Here is a 14,800-nt window from a genome sequence, read left to right on the forward strand (position 1 = left end):
ACGACAAGCAGGGTTGTGTGTCAATCTCTGTGATCAACACCTGTAATTGGACTACACCAATCGCGGGATCTCATAGATGAGCGGAGTTCTTCGATGCAGTTGCAGCAGCACAAGACACGGCGGGTTCTCATTGCAGGAGCCCTGACGGCGGCGACCGTCGCCGGGCTCGCCGGATGCGCGGGAGGTGGAACAGGCGCCGATGGCAAGACCGAGATCACGTTCTCGTACCTGTGGGGCGGAGCCGAAGCGGAGGCGCTGGAGCAGATCATCGCCGACTTCAATGAGAGCCAGGACGAGATCGTCGTGAAGGGCGTCTCCAGCCCGGATCAGCAGAAGCAGCTCACCTCGATGTCGTCATCGAGCGGTTCGTTCGACATCTCGGACAACTTCGGCAACAACGTCGGTGCGTGGGCGTCGAAGGGCGTTCTCGCTCCCCTGGACGGGGCGATCGCGGCAGAGGGCATCGACGTCGACGACTTCATTCCCAGCGCGATGGACCAGATGAGCTACGACGGCACGACGTATGCGCTTCCCATCGCCATCCACAGCTTCCAACTGCTCTACAACAAGACTCTCCTCGACGAGGCGGGCATCACGCCGCCCACCACGATGGACGAGCTCGCCGCAGCGGCGCAGAAGCTCACTGTCGTCGACTCGGGCAAGATCACGCAGCTCGGACTCGGTTCCGCCAATGACAGCACAACGCTCACCACGCTGGGCTTCGCATTCGGCGGCGCATGGGACGGCGAAGACGGCCCGACTCCCGCGGATGCCGGCAACCTCGAGGCGCTGGATTGGTACCAGGAGAACATCGTCGAGCCCGTCGGTGCGGATGCCCTCTCGACCTTCGTCTCGGGTCAGGGCGAGTATCTCTCGGCCCAGGATCCGTTCTTCAGCGGCAAGGTCGCGATGATCATCGACGGCGAATGGCGTGCGGCGAGCGCAGGCAAGGTCGCACCTGAGCTCGACTGGGGTGTCACCGCGATTCCTGCTGCATCTCCCGATCTGGAGAACAGCACTCAGGTGACCGCCAGCACGCTGTTCATCCCGGCGAACTCGAAGCACAAGGATGAGGCCGCGGAATTCCTGGCCTACCTCGTCAGCGAGGAGCCGATGGAGAAGTTCAGCCTCGCGCTCGGCAACCTGCCCGCTCGTGTGTCGCTCACAGGCAGCGACGCGTATGCCGACCTGGAGAACTTCGGAGTCTGGGCGGAGGCGGCCACCTCTCCCAACGCGCAGTCGCTCGCGAGCGCGCCGTACAGCGCCGAGTACGCGGCTGACCTGAAGACGGCGTTCGACGAGGTCGTCAGGCTGACTTCGACGCCGGAGGATGCCATCGCCACGGTCGAATCGCGCATGGCGAACTACTCGCAGAAGTGACGTTCGCACCATGACCGTCACCACAGCTTCGAGCCGGATCCGGCAGGGCGCGCGTCCTGCCGGATCCGGCGGCGGTCGCCGGCCCCGTCGGCGGCGGTCGACCCTCATCGGTCTCGCATTCGCGGCGCCGTTCATCGTCGGATTCCTGTTCCTGTTCGCCTATCCGATCGCAGCATCCGCGTATTACAGCTTCACCGACTTCAACCTGTTCCAGTCCCCGGAGTGGGTCGGTCTCGACAACTACGTGCAGATGTTCAACGACGGCGTCTTCTGGAAGTCCCTCGCGAACACCGCTGTCTTGACGGTCTTCGGCGTGCCGCTGTCGATCGGGATCGCTCTGGCGGGCGCGCACCTGCTCAACACTCCGGTTCGCGGGCAGCCGCTGTACCGTGCGCTCGTCTATCTGCCGTCGATCGTGCCGGTCGTGGTCGGTGGCTATCTGTGGCGCTGGATGCTGAACGCGGAGTACGGGTTCGTCAACTTCTTCCTGTCGTGGTTCGGGATCGAAGGACCGGCATGGCTGCAGAACCCCGACTTCACCAAGCCGTCGATCATCTTCCTGTCGCTGTGGACTGTGGGCGGAACGATGATCATCTACCTCGCTGCCCTGCAGGAGGTGCCGAAGGAGCTGTACGAGGCGGCCGAACTCGACGGCGCCGGGATCTGGCGTCGATTCACGAACGTCACCTGGCCGACAGTCTCTCCCGTCACCCTGTTCCAGGTCATCGTGAGCATCATTGGTTTCCTGCAGATCTTCGCTCAGCCGTACATCATGGCGCAGGAGCGGCTCAACCAGGCCAGCTCCGGTCCAGGTCAGTCGATGCTCTCGTATGCGATGTACCTGTACCAGAACGCGTTCGTCTTCCTGAAGATGGGATACGCCTCGGCGATGGCCTGGACCCTGTTCCTCGTGACGTTGGCCGTGAGCCTCATCGTGCTCGCGACCTCGAAGAAGTGGGTGCACGATGGCAGTGATTGAGACGACCTCACGCACGCCTCGCCGGCGTCGGCATCTCACTCGGCGGGTCAGGCAGCAGATCTCGGTCGCGCTGCTCGCGCTGGTGTTCCTGTTCCCGCTGCTGGTGATGCTGTCCACGGCGTTCAAGACCCCGACCGACATCTTCTCCTCGCCGCCGACCCTGCTTCCGGCCGAATGGACGCTCGACAACTTCGCGAAGGCCTTCGACCAGATCCCGATCTGGCGATACCTCGGCAACACCCTGTTCGTCTCGGGGATGTGCATCCTGGGCACGGTCATCTCGTGCCCGCTGGTCGCGTACGCACTGGCGAAGGTGCGCTGGCGCGGGTCACGGCCACTGCTCATCCTCGTCCTGGCGACGATGATGCTGCCGCCGCAGGTGACGCTGATTCCGCTGTTCCTCGTCTGGAACGGACTCGGAGCGACGAACTCGTACCTGCCACTGATCGTTCCCGCGTTCCTCGGCACACCGTTCTTCATCTTCATGATCCGGCAGTTCCTTCTCGCGGTGCCGGACGAGTTGATCGAGGCTGCGCGGTTGGATGGCGCATCCGAGTTCCGCACCTACGCGACCATCGTGCTGCCGCTGGCCCGCCCGGCGATCATCACGGCAGCGATCTTCCAGTTCGTCTGGGCGTGGACCGACTTCCTCAACCCCCTCATCTATCTGAACGACGAGTCCACTTATACGCTGTCGCTGGGGCTGTACGCCTTCTTCGGTGAGAATGACGTCGCGTGGGGACCGCTGATGGCGGCGTGCGTGCTGTTCACCCTCCCTGCGGTCGTCATCTTCCTCATCGGGCAGAAGTTCTTCATCGGCGGCGCGACCGCAGGAGCATTGAAATGACGCATCACCTTCCCGCCGCCCTGGAGGCGCTCACCGGCGGCCTCGTCGTCTCCGTGCAGGCGGATGACGGAACACCCGTGCGCAATGTGGAGGTCATCGCCGCGCTCGCCGAGTCGGCGCTGCTCGGTGGTGCGCACGGGCTGCGACTGAATGGCCCGGACGACGTTCGGCGTCTCCGGCCGGTCACTGAGCTGCCGATCATCGGCCTGCACAAGGTGCATAACGGGATCCGCAACGTCATCACGCCTGAGATCGGCCTCGCGGTCGGTCTGGCCGAAGCCGGGGCCGACATCATCGCCGTTGATGCGACGGTCGAGCAGCTCGGTGCGCGGTTCGACATGCTGCGTGAGATCGCGGATGCGACGCGGCGGCCGGTGATGGCTGACGTCTCGACCTTCGAAGAGGGGGTTCTGGCGTGGGAGAACGGCGCTTCGGTCGTCGGCACGACACTCTCGGGATACACCCCGGAGTCGAGGCGAGCGGTGGGGGCGGGTTCGATCGATGATCCGGATCTGCGGCTGGTCGCTGAACTCGTCGCAGCCGGCATTCCCACTATGGCGGAGGGCCGCTATCGGACGCCGTCCCAGGTCGCCGCTGCGTTCGATGCCGGCGTGCTCGCCGTCGTCGTCGGCGGCGCGATCACCGACCCCATCGCGATCACGAGGCGTTTCGTCGACCTCGCATCCGGCGCGCGCGCATGATCATCGGCGTCGACATCGGGGGTACGAAGATCGCCGCCGCAGGGTTCGTGGCCGATGATTCCGCCGGCCTGAAGATGTCGACCGACGTGCGCACTGCGGCCACGCCCTCCGCTGCCGGCGGCGTGGCGGTCGTGCGGGCAGTGTCCGAGCTCATCGCCAGCCTGTCGGATGCGTCGCAGATCACCGCGATGGGTATCGGAACGGCGGGCGTGGTCGGCAGCGATGGCAGCATCTCCTCGGCGACGGATGCCATCGCCGGATGGGTCGGCTTCCCGCTGCGCGCGGCGCTGGCGGATGCTGCGAGCTCCGGTCGTGGTGCGGATGTGCGGGTCGCGGTCGTGAATGACGTGCATGCCGCCGCAGTCGCGGAGGCGCGGATCGGTGCAGGCGCGGGGAGCGACAGCATCCTGATGGTCGCCGTCGGAACGGGGATCGGCGGGGCCGCGATATTCGCCGACGGGCTGCACCGTGGGGCGACGGGCACCGCCGGATCGTTGGGGCACATGGAGGTCGCGATGCCGGAGTCGTCGGCGGCGCGGCGATGTCCGTGCGGTGGACATGCGCACGTCGAAGCCGTCGCGTCGGGGCCGGCGATGGAGCAGACGTACCTGGAACGGGTCGGAACGCGTGCTGGTCTTCGCGAGATCGCTCGCCTCGCGACTGGGGGCGACCCGGTCGCGATCGAGGTGATCGCGGAGGGTGCGCGATTCCTCGGCCGAGCACTCGCCTCGGCCAATGCACTGCTGGACGTCGACACGATCGTGATCGGTGGGGGCGTCGCCGAGATCGGTGAGCGGTACCTGGCCGCCGTCGAGTCGAGTTACCGCGCGGCGGCGATGCCAGGACCTGCGCGTGCCCGCATCGTGCCGGCCGGGCTCGCGGTGAACGCCACGCTCACAGGCGCAGCGATCCTGGCTCACACCTTGTCGTGAACCGTCACACGGTACCCGTCGGGATCCGCGAACGTGAACGTCCGGCCGAACGGCCCGTCGATGGGCGCCGCGGTGATGGTCACGTCGGCGGCCACGAGCGCATCGTGCAACTGCTGCGCGTCGGTCGCGTGCATCCAGAGTGCGATTCCGGCGCCGGGCTGCGCGAGCAACGAGAGGTCGACGTCGGGGGTCGCCTCACGCACCGCGAAGGCGACCGGCTGGGTGTTGAACACCACGGCGTGCGGTGGCCCGGGCTGCCTCGACAGTCCGAGGTGCTGCTCGTAGAACGCGGCGGAGCGTTCGAGGTCGCTGACCTGAAGTGAGATGAAGTCGGGGCCGGTGATGGGCATGATGTCTCCTATCGATCTATGTCAGTTTTCTGACATCGATCACCGTATGTCAGACTACTGACATGGGTCAATCCGTCATCCAGCTGGACAGCTCGCTGGGCTACCTCCTCAAAGAAGCATCCAGTGCCCTTCGCCTCGCCATGGAGGACGCGTTGCGACCGCTCGGCATGACGATCACTCACTATTCGTGCCTCGAGCTGCTCGCGCAGCGCCCCGGCTTGTCGAACTCCGAGCTCGCCCGCGGAACCTTCGTGACGCGCCAGTCGATGAACGTGCTGCTTCAGCGGCTCGAGAAGGAGGGTGTCGTCTCTCGGCCGGCGAGTGCGGCAACGGGGCGCACGCTTCCGACGGAGCTCACAGACCGTGGCCGAGAGCAGCTCGCCGGCGCGAGTGCTGCGGTCAAGCGGGTGGAGGATGCGATGTTGAGCGGGCTCGCGAAGGATGCGCAGGACCAGCTCCGTACGCACCTGAAGAGCTGCGTCGATGCGCTGGAGGGCGGCAGGCCTTCATCGTCCCCGAGGGTTTGATCTCGATCTTTCTGGATGCTGGCGGCTGCCTATAGACGTCACGCTGGGCCACGCCTCACTCTGGTGACCAGCGGCGTCAGAGTGCTCGAGCGCGGGCGTAGGTGAGGATGACGACGCCACTCGGGGAGATGATGCTGTCGCTGAGACGAAACTGAGTCGTCCGGCTTTCGTGATCGAACATCCGTTTCCCCGCTCCGATGACGAGGGGGAAGATCAGGATGCGATATTCGTCGACGAGGTCATGTGCCGCAAGAGACCGGACCAGAGTTCCGCTGCCGAAGACGACGAGATCGCCGTCGTTGCGCGCCATGAGCTCGCCGACGCCACCGGGAAGACCTCCGTCGACGATGTGGGAGTTCTGCCACGGAGATTCGAGGGGCGAGGAAGTCACGACGTACTTGGGCATCCGATTCATGGCGGCGATGGCCGGAACGGATTCATCGGCCCCGGCCCACGCGGCGCGAAGGGTCTCGTAAGAGCGGCGCCCCAGCAGCATCCCGGCCGCGCGAACCGTCGCGTCTTGCATGAAGTCGTCGACCACGTCGTCGCTGAGGGGCGGCACCCAGCCGCCGTGATCAAAGCCGCCATCCCTGTCCTCGTCGGATGACAGCGGCGACTGGATGACGCCGTCGATGCTGCTGAAGTTCACGACGACTATTCGCCCCATGTCAGACCTCCGGAAGGTGGTGTCGGTGTCGCGGCGGCCGATGGTTCATGACCGCACAGGTGCAACCCTAAGGTTGCATCAGTTATAACGCAACCCCGGAGTTGCAGCAGGACGGTCCGCGTCATCCACGCGCATCGATGATGCGCAGGTGGGCACCCAAGCGGCGCATGACATCAGTCTGCGGGTCGGCGTCGGTGATGACCCCGGCAGCGTCCTCGAATCCGATCACGCCGTAAGGTGAGGCCGCCCCGATCTTCTCGGACGATCCCAGGACGTACGTCTCGGCGGCGCGCGAGGCCAAGACGCGCTTCATGGCCGCCTCGTCCGGGTCGCCGGTGGTCAGCCCGCTCTCGGGATGGATTCCGGTAACCCCGAGAAAGAAGACGTCGGCGGAGATGCGCTCCGCGGCCTCGACTGCAGCAGCGCCGCTCGCCACGGCGGAGTGCTTGAAGAGGCGACCGCCGAGCATGAACACGTCGACGCTCGGATGCTCGATCAGTGCCGCGGCGACGGTTCAGGGGAGGCTGGCCGCTGGGGGCGCGGACGCTACGTGGGGCGTGCCGCTCGAGTCGGGTTTTCGCCGTCATCGGACGATCAGCTATGGGCCGCGTGGCGGGTATCTCGGCGAAAGCGGAAGGGAGTGCAGGTGACCGTGGCCTGCACTCCCTTGCCTGCCTAGCGTCGCCAACGACCACGGACCGATACCTCCGACGCTGCTCAGGTGCGCCTAGCGCGTATGGCAGGTCTTCAAGTAGCTCAGGAATGAGGCTTGCAGCCCGGTGACGTGTGTTTCGTGCAGTAGCGCGCTCGACACGTCCTGCGAGCGTCCCTTGCTGTGGAGGTCTTCCACGAGCGAGAGCACGTTGCGCGCGATTCGTCGATAGACCGGCATCTCCCCGAGAAGTTCGAGCTCGTTCAATGTGACGTGCAACCGCGGGCCTGCCGAGTCGGTGCTGGGGGCGGGGAGGTTTTCGGCGAGCGTGAACATCTGGCTGTCCGCGCTCTCGATGCCGGGGGGTGCCGGCGCCGAAGGTGGAGAACGGAGCCGCGTTTCGTAGCCATGCGTACAGCGCGAAAAGCCCTCCATAGGAGTATCCGAAGAGGCCGTGCCCGGACTCGCTGACACGGAACTGTGCTTGGAGGTGAGGGTGGAGTTCGGCGGTCAAGAAGTCGAGGAAGGCATCCGCGCGAGTGTCAGCCAAGTTCGCGAGGTAAGCGTCCGCTTCCTCCTGTGTCATCGCCCCCGTCTCGCGGGCCGCTCTCAGCGTGTCCACCAGCTCGTCGCTGACGGGCTCTCCCGGAGGGACCAGGTCGCGGTTGCGAAGCTGCGCCCAGCCTGCGGCCTCTTCGCCGGTGTATCCGATGGTGACTTGGATGTAGGGGGCGATCGTCAGGAAGGGGTCTGCCTGGGTGACGATGAGGGGCGCGGTGAGGCCCACCGCCCAGTTGCCGTCCACCACGTAGATCAGCGGCAGGGGTTCTGTGGAGTCTGCGTAGCCGGGGGGTGTGGTGACCCAGACACCGTAGCGGTGTCCTGACTGTGCGGTGATCTCGAAGTACTCCGTGTCCGGCAAGCAGCCGTGCAGTATCTCGCTCATGCGATCTTCCTTTCTTTGGATTGGCGGCGCCAATGTGTGAGTGTCGCGAGGCTTGCGATGGCGACGCTGGCCAGGGACAGCAGCGCTCCGGCGGTGAAGGCTGCGTGAGTGCCGGCCTCGACGATCGCCCCCGCATTGGCGCCGGGGGTAGCGGCGCTCGATCCCATGGTCATGACGGCGATGAATAGTGCGGTGCCCGTGGCGCCAGCGACCTTCTGCAGGGTGGAGAGGAGGGCTGTGCCATGACTGTAGAGATGGACAGGCAGATCGCCGAGTCCCGCCGTCACCAATGGTGTGAACGCGAAAGCAAATCCGATACCGAGGACACAGTGCATTGCGACGACGAGAGGAATGGATGCGGACGCATCGAGCGTCGTCATCCACCACAGCGCGCCGCTGAGTGTAATGACGCCGGGCAGGACCAGCGGTTGCTGCCCGAACCGGTCGTACAGTCGGCCGACGATGGGCGCGAGCGCCCCCATCAGAATGCCGCCGGGCAACATCACGAGTCCAGTCGTGAAGGTGTCCATCTCGAGCACCTGTTGGAGGTACAGCGGGAGGATGATCAGAGCGCCGAAGAGCGCGGTCATGACGGCCACGATCAGCACGATCGAGACGGTGAATGAGGGCAGGCAGAAGACGCGCAGATCGAGCAGGACTCGCTCGGTGTTGCGTAGAGCGATCTGGCGCCACACAAAACTTCCCAGGGCGAGGACGCCACCGGCGAGCGGGATCCAGACCGGTATGACCTCAGTGCCTTCCGCCACCTGACCCAGGCTGGACAAGCCGTAGATGAGACCACCGAAAGCCAACGCGGACAACACGACAGAGAGTACGTCGAGCCGCGCGGGTTCCGTGGGTGTGAGGTTTCGCACACGCACCGCCCCGAGAACGAGCGCGCCGATCGAGACCGGCAGGACGAAGACGAACAGGAATCGCCAGTCGAACGTCGCGAGGATGAGTCCAGAAAGGGTCGGGCCGATTGCCGGAGCCACGGACATGACGATCGACACGAGCCCCATGAGGCTTCCACGTCGCTCCGCGGGAACCGCGGCGAGCACCGTCGTCATCAGCAGCGGCAACAGGATCGCGGAGCCAGAGGCCTGAATCACCCGCGCTACGAGGAGCACCGTGAACACGTGCGATCCGCCACTCGGCGACACGAGGGCGCCAAGTTCCGGAGAGACAGCCGCGATCGCGGTGCCGACAGTGAAGAGCGACATCGCAGTAATGAAAAGTGCACGCAGGGTGTACCTGCGGAGCAGGAACCCAGTGGTGGGCACCACAACGGCGCTCGTGAGCAGGAATGCCGTCGTGAGCCACTGGGCGGCGCTGGCAGCGATATCCAACTCTTTCATCAGCGTAGGCAGCGCCACACCCATGATGGTCTCGTTCAACACCACCACGAACGAGGCACACATCAAGAGAACGATGATCGACCCTGTTCCCCGACTGGCGCCCGGAGTGGCCCCTTGTTCGGCCACGCTGTCTGCGCCCACCGTCGTCATCACCATTACGCTCCCGCCTCATGTCGGCATAACCTGCCGTAATGGCACTGTATGCCAGTTTGTCTGATGATGCCACTTTAGGTCGATTGTGAGATGGTGGCTTCATGGCAGATGTGGACCTTCCCGCGGAAACGCTCGCGGAACCAGCGCGGGGTGCAGGGCTTCGAGAGCGTCGCCACCGGCGCACTGCGCGCGATATCCGTGACGCGGCGCTGCAGTTGTTCGAGAGCCAAGGGTTCGCAGGGACCACCGTGGATCAGATCGCCCGAGAAGCTGGAGTGTCGCCGCGAACCTTCTTCCGGTACTGCGCAAGCAAGGAGGATGCTCTCCTCCTCGACGAAGAACGTGCCGAGGAGGATATCCTCCAAGCGATCGCGCGGCTGCAACCCGGCGAAGACGTGCTCGCTGCCCTCGAGCGGAGCGTTGAAGTGATCATGGCGCGCATCGAAGAAGTGCCGCTGCACCGCGCGCGCACAGTGCGCATGCGCCGCGTCGTCGACGGCGAGCCGGCCCTTGTTGCCGCCAGTCTTCGCGAGGAATCCTCACGAAACGGACGCCTGGTGGCAGCTCTCTCACAATCTGGCGCAACAGATCCTCTACACGCGTCCGCAGCCGTCATGGTGCTCTCGGCGACCATGCGGCTCGCCACCGACCAGTGGGTGCGAGCCGCCGAGACCGGATCAGCGCGACTGGTGGAGCACTTCCGCGAGAGTCAGGACGCCATCCGCAGCGTCACCGCGAGGCAGCCGGAAGCTCAGTAAGCGTGGATGGGTCATCCCGACGCCACCGTGGCCGGGGAGTCCTCGATAGCGCTACCGAGCCTGGTGCAGACACCGCAGCGGTTTCGTCGGACTGCACGCGGGTGTCATCGTCGATGCGCTCGGCGGGTCGAACGTCGAACGGGCCATAAGTGCCGTCGGCGAACTGGGCGAGGAAGTCGGGGACATGCCAATGCCCGAACAATCGCGAGCCATGTCCGAATGCCACAGCCAAGGGCTGCGCCCATAGTCGCTCAACTTGACCGCCGTAATCCAGCCACAGCACTTCCCAGCGTTCGCTTTGAGACTCGCACCAAATATGGGAACGAGTGTGCTGCCAGTAGTACATCGCCGGCGTGGACCGATGTCGTACACCCTTCGATGAACGGACCATCATCGGGTCGAGCACCGTCCAATCGTGGTCGCCGAGATCGGATCGGACGACCTCGTGCTCCTGCCGGAGCGATCGCGCGCGCGTGGTGTGCTCGCTGACGCGTGGGATCCAGTGCAACTCGGTGTGCGCGGAAAAGCGACGCTGCGTGATCTGCTTGGCGATTTCTACCGGCCGCACCGTGTCCACCTCTCGAACGCGATCTACACGTCAGACGCCAGGTGGACCCGTGGAACCGATCGCTCCTGCATCCACACTGATGATCTGACCGCTTGGTCGCTCCGGCGGGAGGCTATCGGCGTTTCGTGACACACGGTGTCACCGCAACGAGGGCTTGTGTCACCTAAAGCGGGTTTGTGTCACCTCAACGCGTTCCCGACAAGAATCCTCTTGACACGGCATCCGCTTCGTCGTAACGTACAACCAAATGGTTGCACAAAGAGAACTCAGCGAAACGGAGACCGACCGTGTGTTCCACGCACTGGCGACGGCGACCCGACGCGATATCCTGCGCCGCACGATCAACGAAGAGCAGTCCGTGTCGGCCCTCGCGGGCGACTACGACATGTCGTTCGCCGCGGTGCAGAAGCACGTCGCCGTCCTTGAGGCCGCGGGCCTCATCATCAAACGCGCCGAGGGACGCGAGCGGCTCGTCCGCGCGAATCCTGAGATGATCGCGCGCGCTCGGGCGCTGCTCGCCCGTTACGAAGAGCTGTGGCGGGCGCGCATCTCCCGCCTCGACGACCTCCTGTCATCCGAAGCCCCACATCAAGATTCACCGACGAATTCACCGAAGAGAGGGAATTGAAATGCCTGTCACCGACATCAGCACCAATGCTGAAGACCGCACGATGACCGTCGCCGCCGACTTCGCTGCTCCGATCGAGCGGCTCTGGCACGCGTTCACCGACCCCACCCAGCTCGAGCGCTTCTGGGGTCCTCCCGGATGGCCGTCCACCTTCAGCGAGTTCGATTTCACGGTCGGCGGCAAGGCGCTTTACTACATGACCAGCCCGCAGGGCGAGCGGTCGGGCGGCTCCTGGGAGTTCCTGAAGATCGATGAACCTCGCGGCTTCGAGGTCATCGACGCCTTCGTCGACGCCGAGGACAACCCGCTCGACGGCTTTCCCTCGATGCGGATGACGTTCTCCTTCGAGTCGACGAGTGATGGCAGTCGAATGGTCAACACCAGCCACTTCGATTCGCCCGAGGCGCTCGAGCAGGTCGTGGCGATGGGTGCGGCCGAGGGCTCGCGCATGGCGATGAACCAGTTGGATGCCGTGCTGCAAGACCTGCGCGACTACGCGCAGGGCAAGGGCACCCGCGTCGAGCTGCTCGACGACACCCATGTGCGGATCACCCGCCTGGTGGACGGTCCTCGTGAGCTCGTCTGGCGCGCCTATAACGAGGAAGAACTCATGCGGCAGTGGATGCTCGGCCCCGACGGGTGGGAGATGACCGAATGCGTCGTCGCCACGGCTCCCGGTGAGAAGCACCGCACCTCGTGGGCGCCCGTCGGCGACACCGAGGGCGAGGCATTCGGCTTCGAGGGCGAGGTCGTGCTGGTCGACGCTCCACGTCGGGCCGTGTCGACCGAGCGGATGCAGGGCACAGAGGGTCCCGAAACGCTCAACGACCTCAACCTCTACGAGGAAGACGGAGTCACCCTCGTCACACTGCTCATCGAGTACCCCGACAAGGAGACGCGCGACATGATCCTCGCCACCGGCATGGCCGAAGGCATGGAGGAGTCGTACGCACGCCTCGAGCGCGAGGTGCTCAGCCCGACGCGTTCATAACTCCTCAACAGTCACCCGTTCGGCCCCGGATCCACTTGATTCGGGGCCGAACGGCGTCAGGCTTGAGGATTCACGACCGCGAACGGCGAGTCGACCACCACGCCAGCCAGACGAGGACCGGCTGGAAGAACAGCCGCACGAAGCGTTTGATCTCGGTATCGAGCCCGAATCCGTCGCGGTGATGCGTCCACTGCGACACGTTGCCGGGAAACACAGCGATGAAGAACAGCGCCGTGATGACTCCGACCAGACCGCGTCGACGCCGCGCGAACAGGAGCGCCGTTCCCAGCCCGATCTCGACCGCGCCGGATGCCACGACCGTGGTGTCAGGATCGAGTGGCACGAACTCCGGAACCTGTGCCTGGAACTCGCGACGGCCGAAAGTCAGATGCGAGACGCCGGCGAACACGAGGAACGAGCCGAGCAGGATGCGAGCGGTGGTGCGTGCGGGGGAAGCCATGCCAAGACACTACGCGCGTGCGGAAGCGCAGGCGAGGGGGGCGACAACGACTCGGATCAGTGCCCCATCGCCCGCTGCGCCGCCAGTCGGATCGGCGCGTTCGCGCCGCCGTATCCGTCGTACTCGCCGCGCCGCTCGACGACCTCGAAGAAGACGTCGCCGATCGTCCGCGTGTAGAAGTGGATGAACTCGCCCTCTGCATCACGGTCGTACAGCAGATCGAGTTCGCGCAGCGACGAGAGCAGCTCTTCCGAGAGGCCGAACCGCGCCGACAGGTCGTCGTAGTAGTTCACGGGGATCCGCAGGTGATCGATACCGCGCTCCTTCGCCCGACGCGCGGCCGCGAACACGTCATCCGTGCGCACCGCGATGTGCCGGGCCGGCGGCTGCGCTGTGGGAGGGGCGAGATTGATCGGCACGCGAACGATGCCGTCCGGAGTGCGCATGACCTGACTGCGGATCAGGCCACGAGGACCGGGCACGTCCGACGGGGCCTCCGCACGCAGCGACAGCGCGCTCGACATGAACAGCACAGCCTCGTCGAAGTCCTGCCATGCGTACGCGAGGTTGATGTGATCGACCTCGCCTACCAGGCCGTCCGTGGCAACGGTGCCCCCGTCGAACTCCTGCAGCCATGACTCCTCGGCCGGCAGAGAGCTCCAGAACACCTGCGTCCCGTCCGGCGCCGCGACGCCGCGGAGATCCTGCTCGCCTTCATACGTTCTGCGGAATATGTTCTGCGAGCCCAGCGCGATCGCGCGATCGACTGCGGCCTCAGCATCGGGAACCTGCAGGCCGATTCCCGACAGGCGTGGCTCGTCGTGGCGCACCTGCTCGTTGAGGATCACGCGTGCGGAACCCGCACTCCACAGGCGTACCGGCTTGCTGCGGTGCCTTCCCTCGAACGCGAACCCCAACTGCGCGAGCAGTTCGTCGACCTCGGCGAGATCAGCGCCGGCGACCTCCACGAAATCGAGTGCCGAGACCGGCTGAGCGGCACCGAGGCGTCCGTCATCCCATCCGTTCGCGGCCGCCGTACGATCAGCCAGCCACACCAGCGAACGCTGGGCATGTGCGGCCGTCCGCACTGTATCGGTCTGACGGAACGTGTCGTTGAACACCTCCAGCGACCACGGCCCGGTGTACCCGGCTCGCACCACATGAGTCATGAAGTCCACCAGATCGAACGACCCCTCGCCGGGGAACAGTCGGTGATGGCGGCTCCACGACAGCACATCCATATCGAGCGCGGGAGCGTCGGCCAGCTGCAGGAAGAAGATCTTCTCGGCGGGGATCTCCTCGATGCCGGCCGGGTCGTGTCCGCGCGAGAGGATGTGGAAGCTGTCGAGGCAGATCCCAAGGTTCGGCCGATCCGCACGCTGCACGATCGACCACGTGCGCCGATAGTCATCCACGAAGCGTCCCCACGCGAGCGCTTCGTATGCCAGGCGGATGCCGTGCACCGCTGCCCTGTCCGCAAGCTCGCCCAGCTGACACGCGGCCACGTCGTCGTCGTCGATCGTGGCTGTTCCGACATTGCTGCACACCAGCATCAGGTCGGTGCCAAGGCGGTTCATGACCTCGAACTTCGCCTCGGCGCGCCGCAGCGTGTCCGCGAACACCTCGTCGGAGACGCCCTCGGCATCGCGGAACGGCTGGAACATCTCGATCCGCAGTCCGAGCCGCTCGCACAGCGCCCGAATCTCCTCGGGAGACTCGGGTGCGGCGATGAGGTCGGCATCCATGATCTCGACACCGTCGAAGCCTGCTTCAGCGCAGGCGTGGAGTTTGTCGACCAGTCCTCCGGACAGGCAGACGGAAGCGATTGAGGTGTGCATGGCAGTGAACGTACCAGTTTGTACATTAATTTCCCAGAGGTGTTGCCCAATCAATGTACTAACCG

17 protein-coding genes and 1 pseudogene are annotated in these 14,800 nt (G+C 65.1%); 10 read left to right on the forward strand and 8 right to left on the reverse strand.

Annotated features, from left to right (window positions below; translation table 11 throughout):
* Positions 1 to 93 precede the first annotated feature (93 nt).
* Genes QFZ46_RS10050 through QFZ46_RS10070 form a run of 5 tightly spaced genes read left to right on the forward strand, consistent with a single transcriptional unit; the run spans position 94 to position 4,839 of the window.
* The gene (locus QFZ46_RS10050; protein ID WP_307360956.1) at positions 94 to 1,380 is read left to right on the forward strand and encodes an ABC transporter substrate-binding protein; all 1,287 of its coding nucleotides are present in this window, start codon (positions 94 to 96) and stop codon (positions 1,378 to 1,380) included.
* A gap of 10 nt (positions 1,381 to 1,390) precedes the next feature.
* Complete coding sequence (locus QFZ46_RS10055) at positions 1,391 to 2,359, forward strand: carbohydrate ABC transporter permease (protein ID WP_307360958.1); 969 nt, start codon at positions 1,391 to 1,393, stop codon at positions 2,357 to 2,359.
* The gene (locus tag QFZ46_RS10060) at positions 2,346 to 3,206 is read left to right on the forward strand and encodes a carbohydrate ABC transporter permease (RefSeq protein ID WP_307360959.1); all 861 of its coding nucleotides are present in this window, start codon (positions 2,346 to 2,348) and stop codon (positions 3,204 to 3,206) included. The genes QFZ46_RS10055 and QFZ46_RS10060 overlap by 14 nt, the downstream gene beginning before the upstream one ends.
* On the forward strand, positions 3,203 to 3,907 hold the full coding sequence (locus QFZ46_RS10065; protein WP_307360961.1) for an N-acetylmannosamine-6-phosphate 2-epimerase: 705 nt from the start codon (positions 3,203 to 3,205) through the stop codon (positions 3,905 to 3,907). The genes QFZ46_RS10060 and QFZ46_RS10065 overlap by 4 nt, the downstream gene beginning before the upstream one ends.
* Complete coding sequence (locus QFZ46_RS10070) at positions 3,904 to 4,839, forward strand: ROK family protein (RefSeq protein WP_307360962.1); 936 nt, start codon at positions 3,904 to 3,906, stop codon at positions 4,837 to 4,839. Before QFZ46_RS10065 ends, QFZ46_RS10070 begins: the two co-directional genes overlap by 4 nt.
* On the opposite strand, the gene QFZ46_RS10075 is transcribed toward QFZ46_RS10070, so the two are convergent.
* Positions 4,824 to 5,189: a VOC family protein gene (locus tag QFZ46_RS10075; RefSeq protein WP_307360965.1), complete on the reverse strand. Its 366-nt coding sequence runs from the start codon at positions 5,187 to 5,189 to the stop codon at positions 4,824 to 4,826. The two genes, QFZ46_RS10070 and QFZ46_RS10075, sit on opposite strands and share 16 nt — an antisense overlap.
* Positions 5,190 to 5,251: 62 nt before the next feature.
* On the opposite strand from QFZ46_RS10075, the gene QFZ46_RS10080 reads away from it, so the two are divergent.
* Positions 5,252 to 5,716 (forward strand): MarR family winged helix-turn-helix transcriptional regulator, encoded by a 465-nt coding sequence (locus tag QFZ46_RS10080; protein ID WP_307360967.1) that lies wholly within the window; start codon positions 5,252 to 5,254, stop codon positions 5,714 to 5,716.
* A gap of 76 nt (positions 5,717 to 5,792) precedes the next feature.
* Here QFZ46_RS10080 and QFZ46_RS10085 read toward each other — a convergent pair whose 3' ends face one another.
* From QFZ46_RS10085 to QFZ46_RS10105, 5 genes and pseudogenes are all read right to left on the reverse strand, one after another.
* Positions 5,793 to 6,383 carry a dihydrofolate reductase family protein gene (locus tag QFZ46_RS10085; protein ID WP_307360969.1) on the reverse strand — a complete coding sequence of 197 codons (591 nt, stop codon included), beginning with the start codon at positions 6,381 to 6,383 and terminating at the stop codon, positions 5,793 to 5,795.
* 121 nt (positions 6,384 to 6,504) lie between these two features.
* Positions 6,505 to 6,852, reverse strand: coding sequence for a hypothetical protein (locus QFZ46_RS10090; protein WP_373457673.1), 348 nt, complete (start codon positions 6,850 to 6,852; stop codon positions 6,505 to 6,507).
* A gap of 258 nt (positions 6,853 to 7,110) precedes the next feature.
* Positions 7,111 to 7,371 carry a hypothetical protein gene (locus QFZ46_RS10095; RefSeq protein WP_307364715.1) on the reverse strand — a complete coding sequence of 87 codons (261 nt, stop codon included), beginning with the start codon at positions 7,369 to 7,371 and terminating at the stop codon, positions 7,111 to 7,113.
* 49 nt (positions 7,372 to 7,420) lie between these two features.
* Positions 7,421 to 7,981: pseudogene (locus tag QFZ46_RS10100) on the reverse strand (alpha/beta hydrolase); the annotation flags it as partial.
* A complete protein-coding gene (locus QFZ46_RS10105) occupies positions 7,978 to 9,402 on the reverse strand; it encodes an MDR family MFS transporter (RefSeq protein ID WP_307360970.1) in 1,425 nt (474 codons plus the stop codon). The pseudogene QFZ46_RS10100 and the gene QFZ46_RS10105, both read right to left, overlap by 4 nt.
* 191 nt (positions 9,403 to 9,593) lie before the next feature.
* Between QFZ46_RS10105 and QFZ46_RS10110 the strand changes: the two genes are divergently transcribed.
* The 4 genes from QFZ46_RS10110 (at position 9,594) to QFZ46_RS10125 (ending at position 12,437) form a co-directional block, all read left to right on the forward strand.
* A complete protein-coding gene (locus QFZ46_RS10110) occupies positions 9,594 to 10,250 on the forward strand; it encodes a TetR family transcriptional regulator (protein WP_307360971.1) in 657 nt (218 codons plus the stop codon).
* Positions 10,251 to 10,665: 415 nt separating this feature from the next.
* A complete protein-coding gene (locus QFZ46_RS10115) occupies positions 10,666 to 10,947 on the forward strand; it encodes a hypothetical protein (RefSeq protein WP_307360972.1) in 282 nt (93 codons plus the stop codon).
* A 118-nt stretch (positions 10,948 to 11,065) separates the two neighbouring features.
* Positions 11,066 to 11,446 carry an ArsR/SmtB family transcription factor gene (locus tag QFZ46_RS10120; protein WP_307360975.1) on the forward strand — a complete coding sequence of 127 codons (381 nt, stop codon included), beginning with the start codon at positions 11,066 to 11,068 and terminating at the stop codon, positions 11,444 to 11,446.
* Between the two features lies 1 nt (position 11,447).
* Positions 11,448 to 12,437, forward strand: a complete 990-nt coding sequence (locus tag QFZ46_RS10125) for an SRPBCC family protein (RefSeq protein WP_307360978.1) — start codon at positions 11,448 to 11,450, stop codon at positions 12,435 to 12,437.
* A gap of 70 nt (positions 12,438 to 12,507) precedes the next feature.
* On the opposite strand, the gene QFZ46_RS10130 is transcribed toward QFZ46_RS10125, so the two are convergent.
* Positions 12,508 to 12,897 carry a DoxX family protein gene (locus QFZ46_RS10130; protein ID WP_307360982.1) on the reverse strand — a complete coding sequence of 130 codons (390 nt, stop codon included), beginning with the start codon at positions 12,895 to 12,897 and terminating at the stop codon, positions 12,508 to 12,510.
* A 56-nt stretch (positions 12,898 to 12,953) separates the two neighbouring features.
* Positions 12,954 to 14,735, reverse strand: coding sequence for a bifunctional sugar phosphate isomerase/epimerase/4-hydroxyphenylpyruvate dioxygenase family protein (locus tag QFZ46_RS10135; protein ID WP_307360984.1), 1,782 nt, complete (start codon positions 14,733 to 14,735; stop codon positions 12,954 to 12,956).
* Positions 14,736 to 14,800 lie beyond the last annotated feature (65 nt).

Source organism: Microbacterium murale (assembly GCF_030815955.1).
GTDB lineage: Bacteria > Actinomycetota > Actinomycetes > Actinomycetales > Microbacteriaceae > Microbacterium > Microbacterium murale_A.

What these genes read in the sequence shown, in the direction of transcription:
- QFZ46_RS10050 (WP_307360956.1), top strand. Translation starts at nt 94, where the DNA reads ATGCAGTTGCAGCAGCACAAGACACGGCGGGTTCTCATTGCAGGAGCC.
- QFZ46_RS10055 (WP_307360958.1), top strand. Translation starts at nt 1,391, where the DNA reads ATGACCGTCACCACAGCTTCGAGCCGGATCCGGCAGGGCGCGCGTCCT.
- QFZ46_RS10060 (WP_307360959.1), top strand. Translation starts at nt 2,346, where the DNA reads ATGGCAGTGATTGAGACGACCTCACGCACGCCTCGCCGGCGTCGGCAT.
- QFZ46_RS10065 (WP_307360961.1), top strand. Translation starts at nt 3,203, where the DNA reads ATGACGCATCACCTTCCCGCCGCCCTGGAGGCGCTCACCGGCGGCCTC.
- QFZ46_RS10070 (WP_307360962.1), top strand. Translation starts at nt 3,904, where the DNA reads ATGATCATCGGCGTCGACATCGGGGGTACGAAGATCGCCGCCGCAGGG.
- QFZ46_RS10075 (WP_307360965.1), bottom strand. Translation starts at nt 5,189, where the DNA reads ATGCCCATCACCGGCCCCGACTTCATCTCACTTCAGGTCAGCGACCTC.
- QFZ46_RS10080 (WP_307360967.1), top strand. Translation starts at nt 5,252, where the DNA reads ATGGGTCAATCCGTCATCCAGCTGGACAGCTCGCTGGGCTACCTCCTC.
- QFZ46_RS10085 (WP_307360969.1), bottom strand. Translation starts at nt 6,383, where the DNA reads ATGGGGCGAATAGTCGTCGTGAACTTCAGCAGCATCGACGGCGTCATC.
- QFZ46_RS10090 (WP_373457673.1), bottom strand. Translation starts at nt 6,852, where the DNA reads ATGCTCGGCGGTCGCCTCTTCAAGCACTCCGCCGTGGCGAGCGGCGCT.
- QFZ46_RS10095 (WP_307364715.1), bottom strand. Translation starts at nt 7,371, where the DNA reads ATGTTCACGCTCGCCGAAAACCTCCCCGCCCCCAGCACCGACTCGGCA.
- QFZ46_RS10105 (WP_307360970.1), bottom strand. Translation starts at nt 9,402, where the DNA reads ATGTGTGCCTCGTTCGTGGTGGTGTTGAACGAGACCATCATGGGTGTG.
- QFZ46_RS10110 (WP_307360971.1), top strand. Translation starts at nt 9,594, where the DNA reads ATGGCAGATGTGGACCTTCCCGCGGAAACGCTCGCGGAACCAGCGCGG.
- QFZ46_RS10120 (WP_307360975.1), top strand. Translation starts at nt 11,066, where the DNA reads ATGGTTGCACAAAGAGAACTCAGCGAAACGGAGACCGACCGTGTGTTC.
- QFZ46_RS10125 (WP_307360978.1), top strand. Translation starts at nt 11,448, where the DNA reads ATGCCTGTCACCGACATCAGCACCAATGCTGAAGACCGCACGATGACC.
- QFZ46_RS10130 (WP_307360982.1), bottom strand. Translation starts at nt 12,897, where the DNA reads ATGGCTTCCCCCGCACGCACCACCGCTCGCATCCTGCTCGGCTCGTTC.
- QFZ46_RS10135 (WP_307360984.1), bottom strand. Translation starts at nt 14,735, where the DNA reads ATGCACACCTCAATCGCTTCCGTCTGCCTGTCCGGAGGACTGGTCGAC.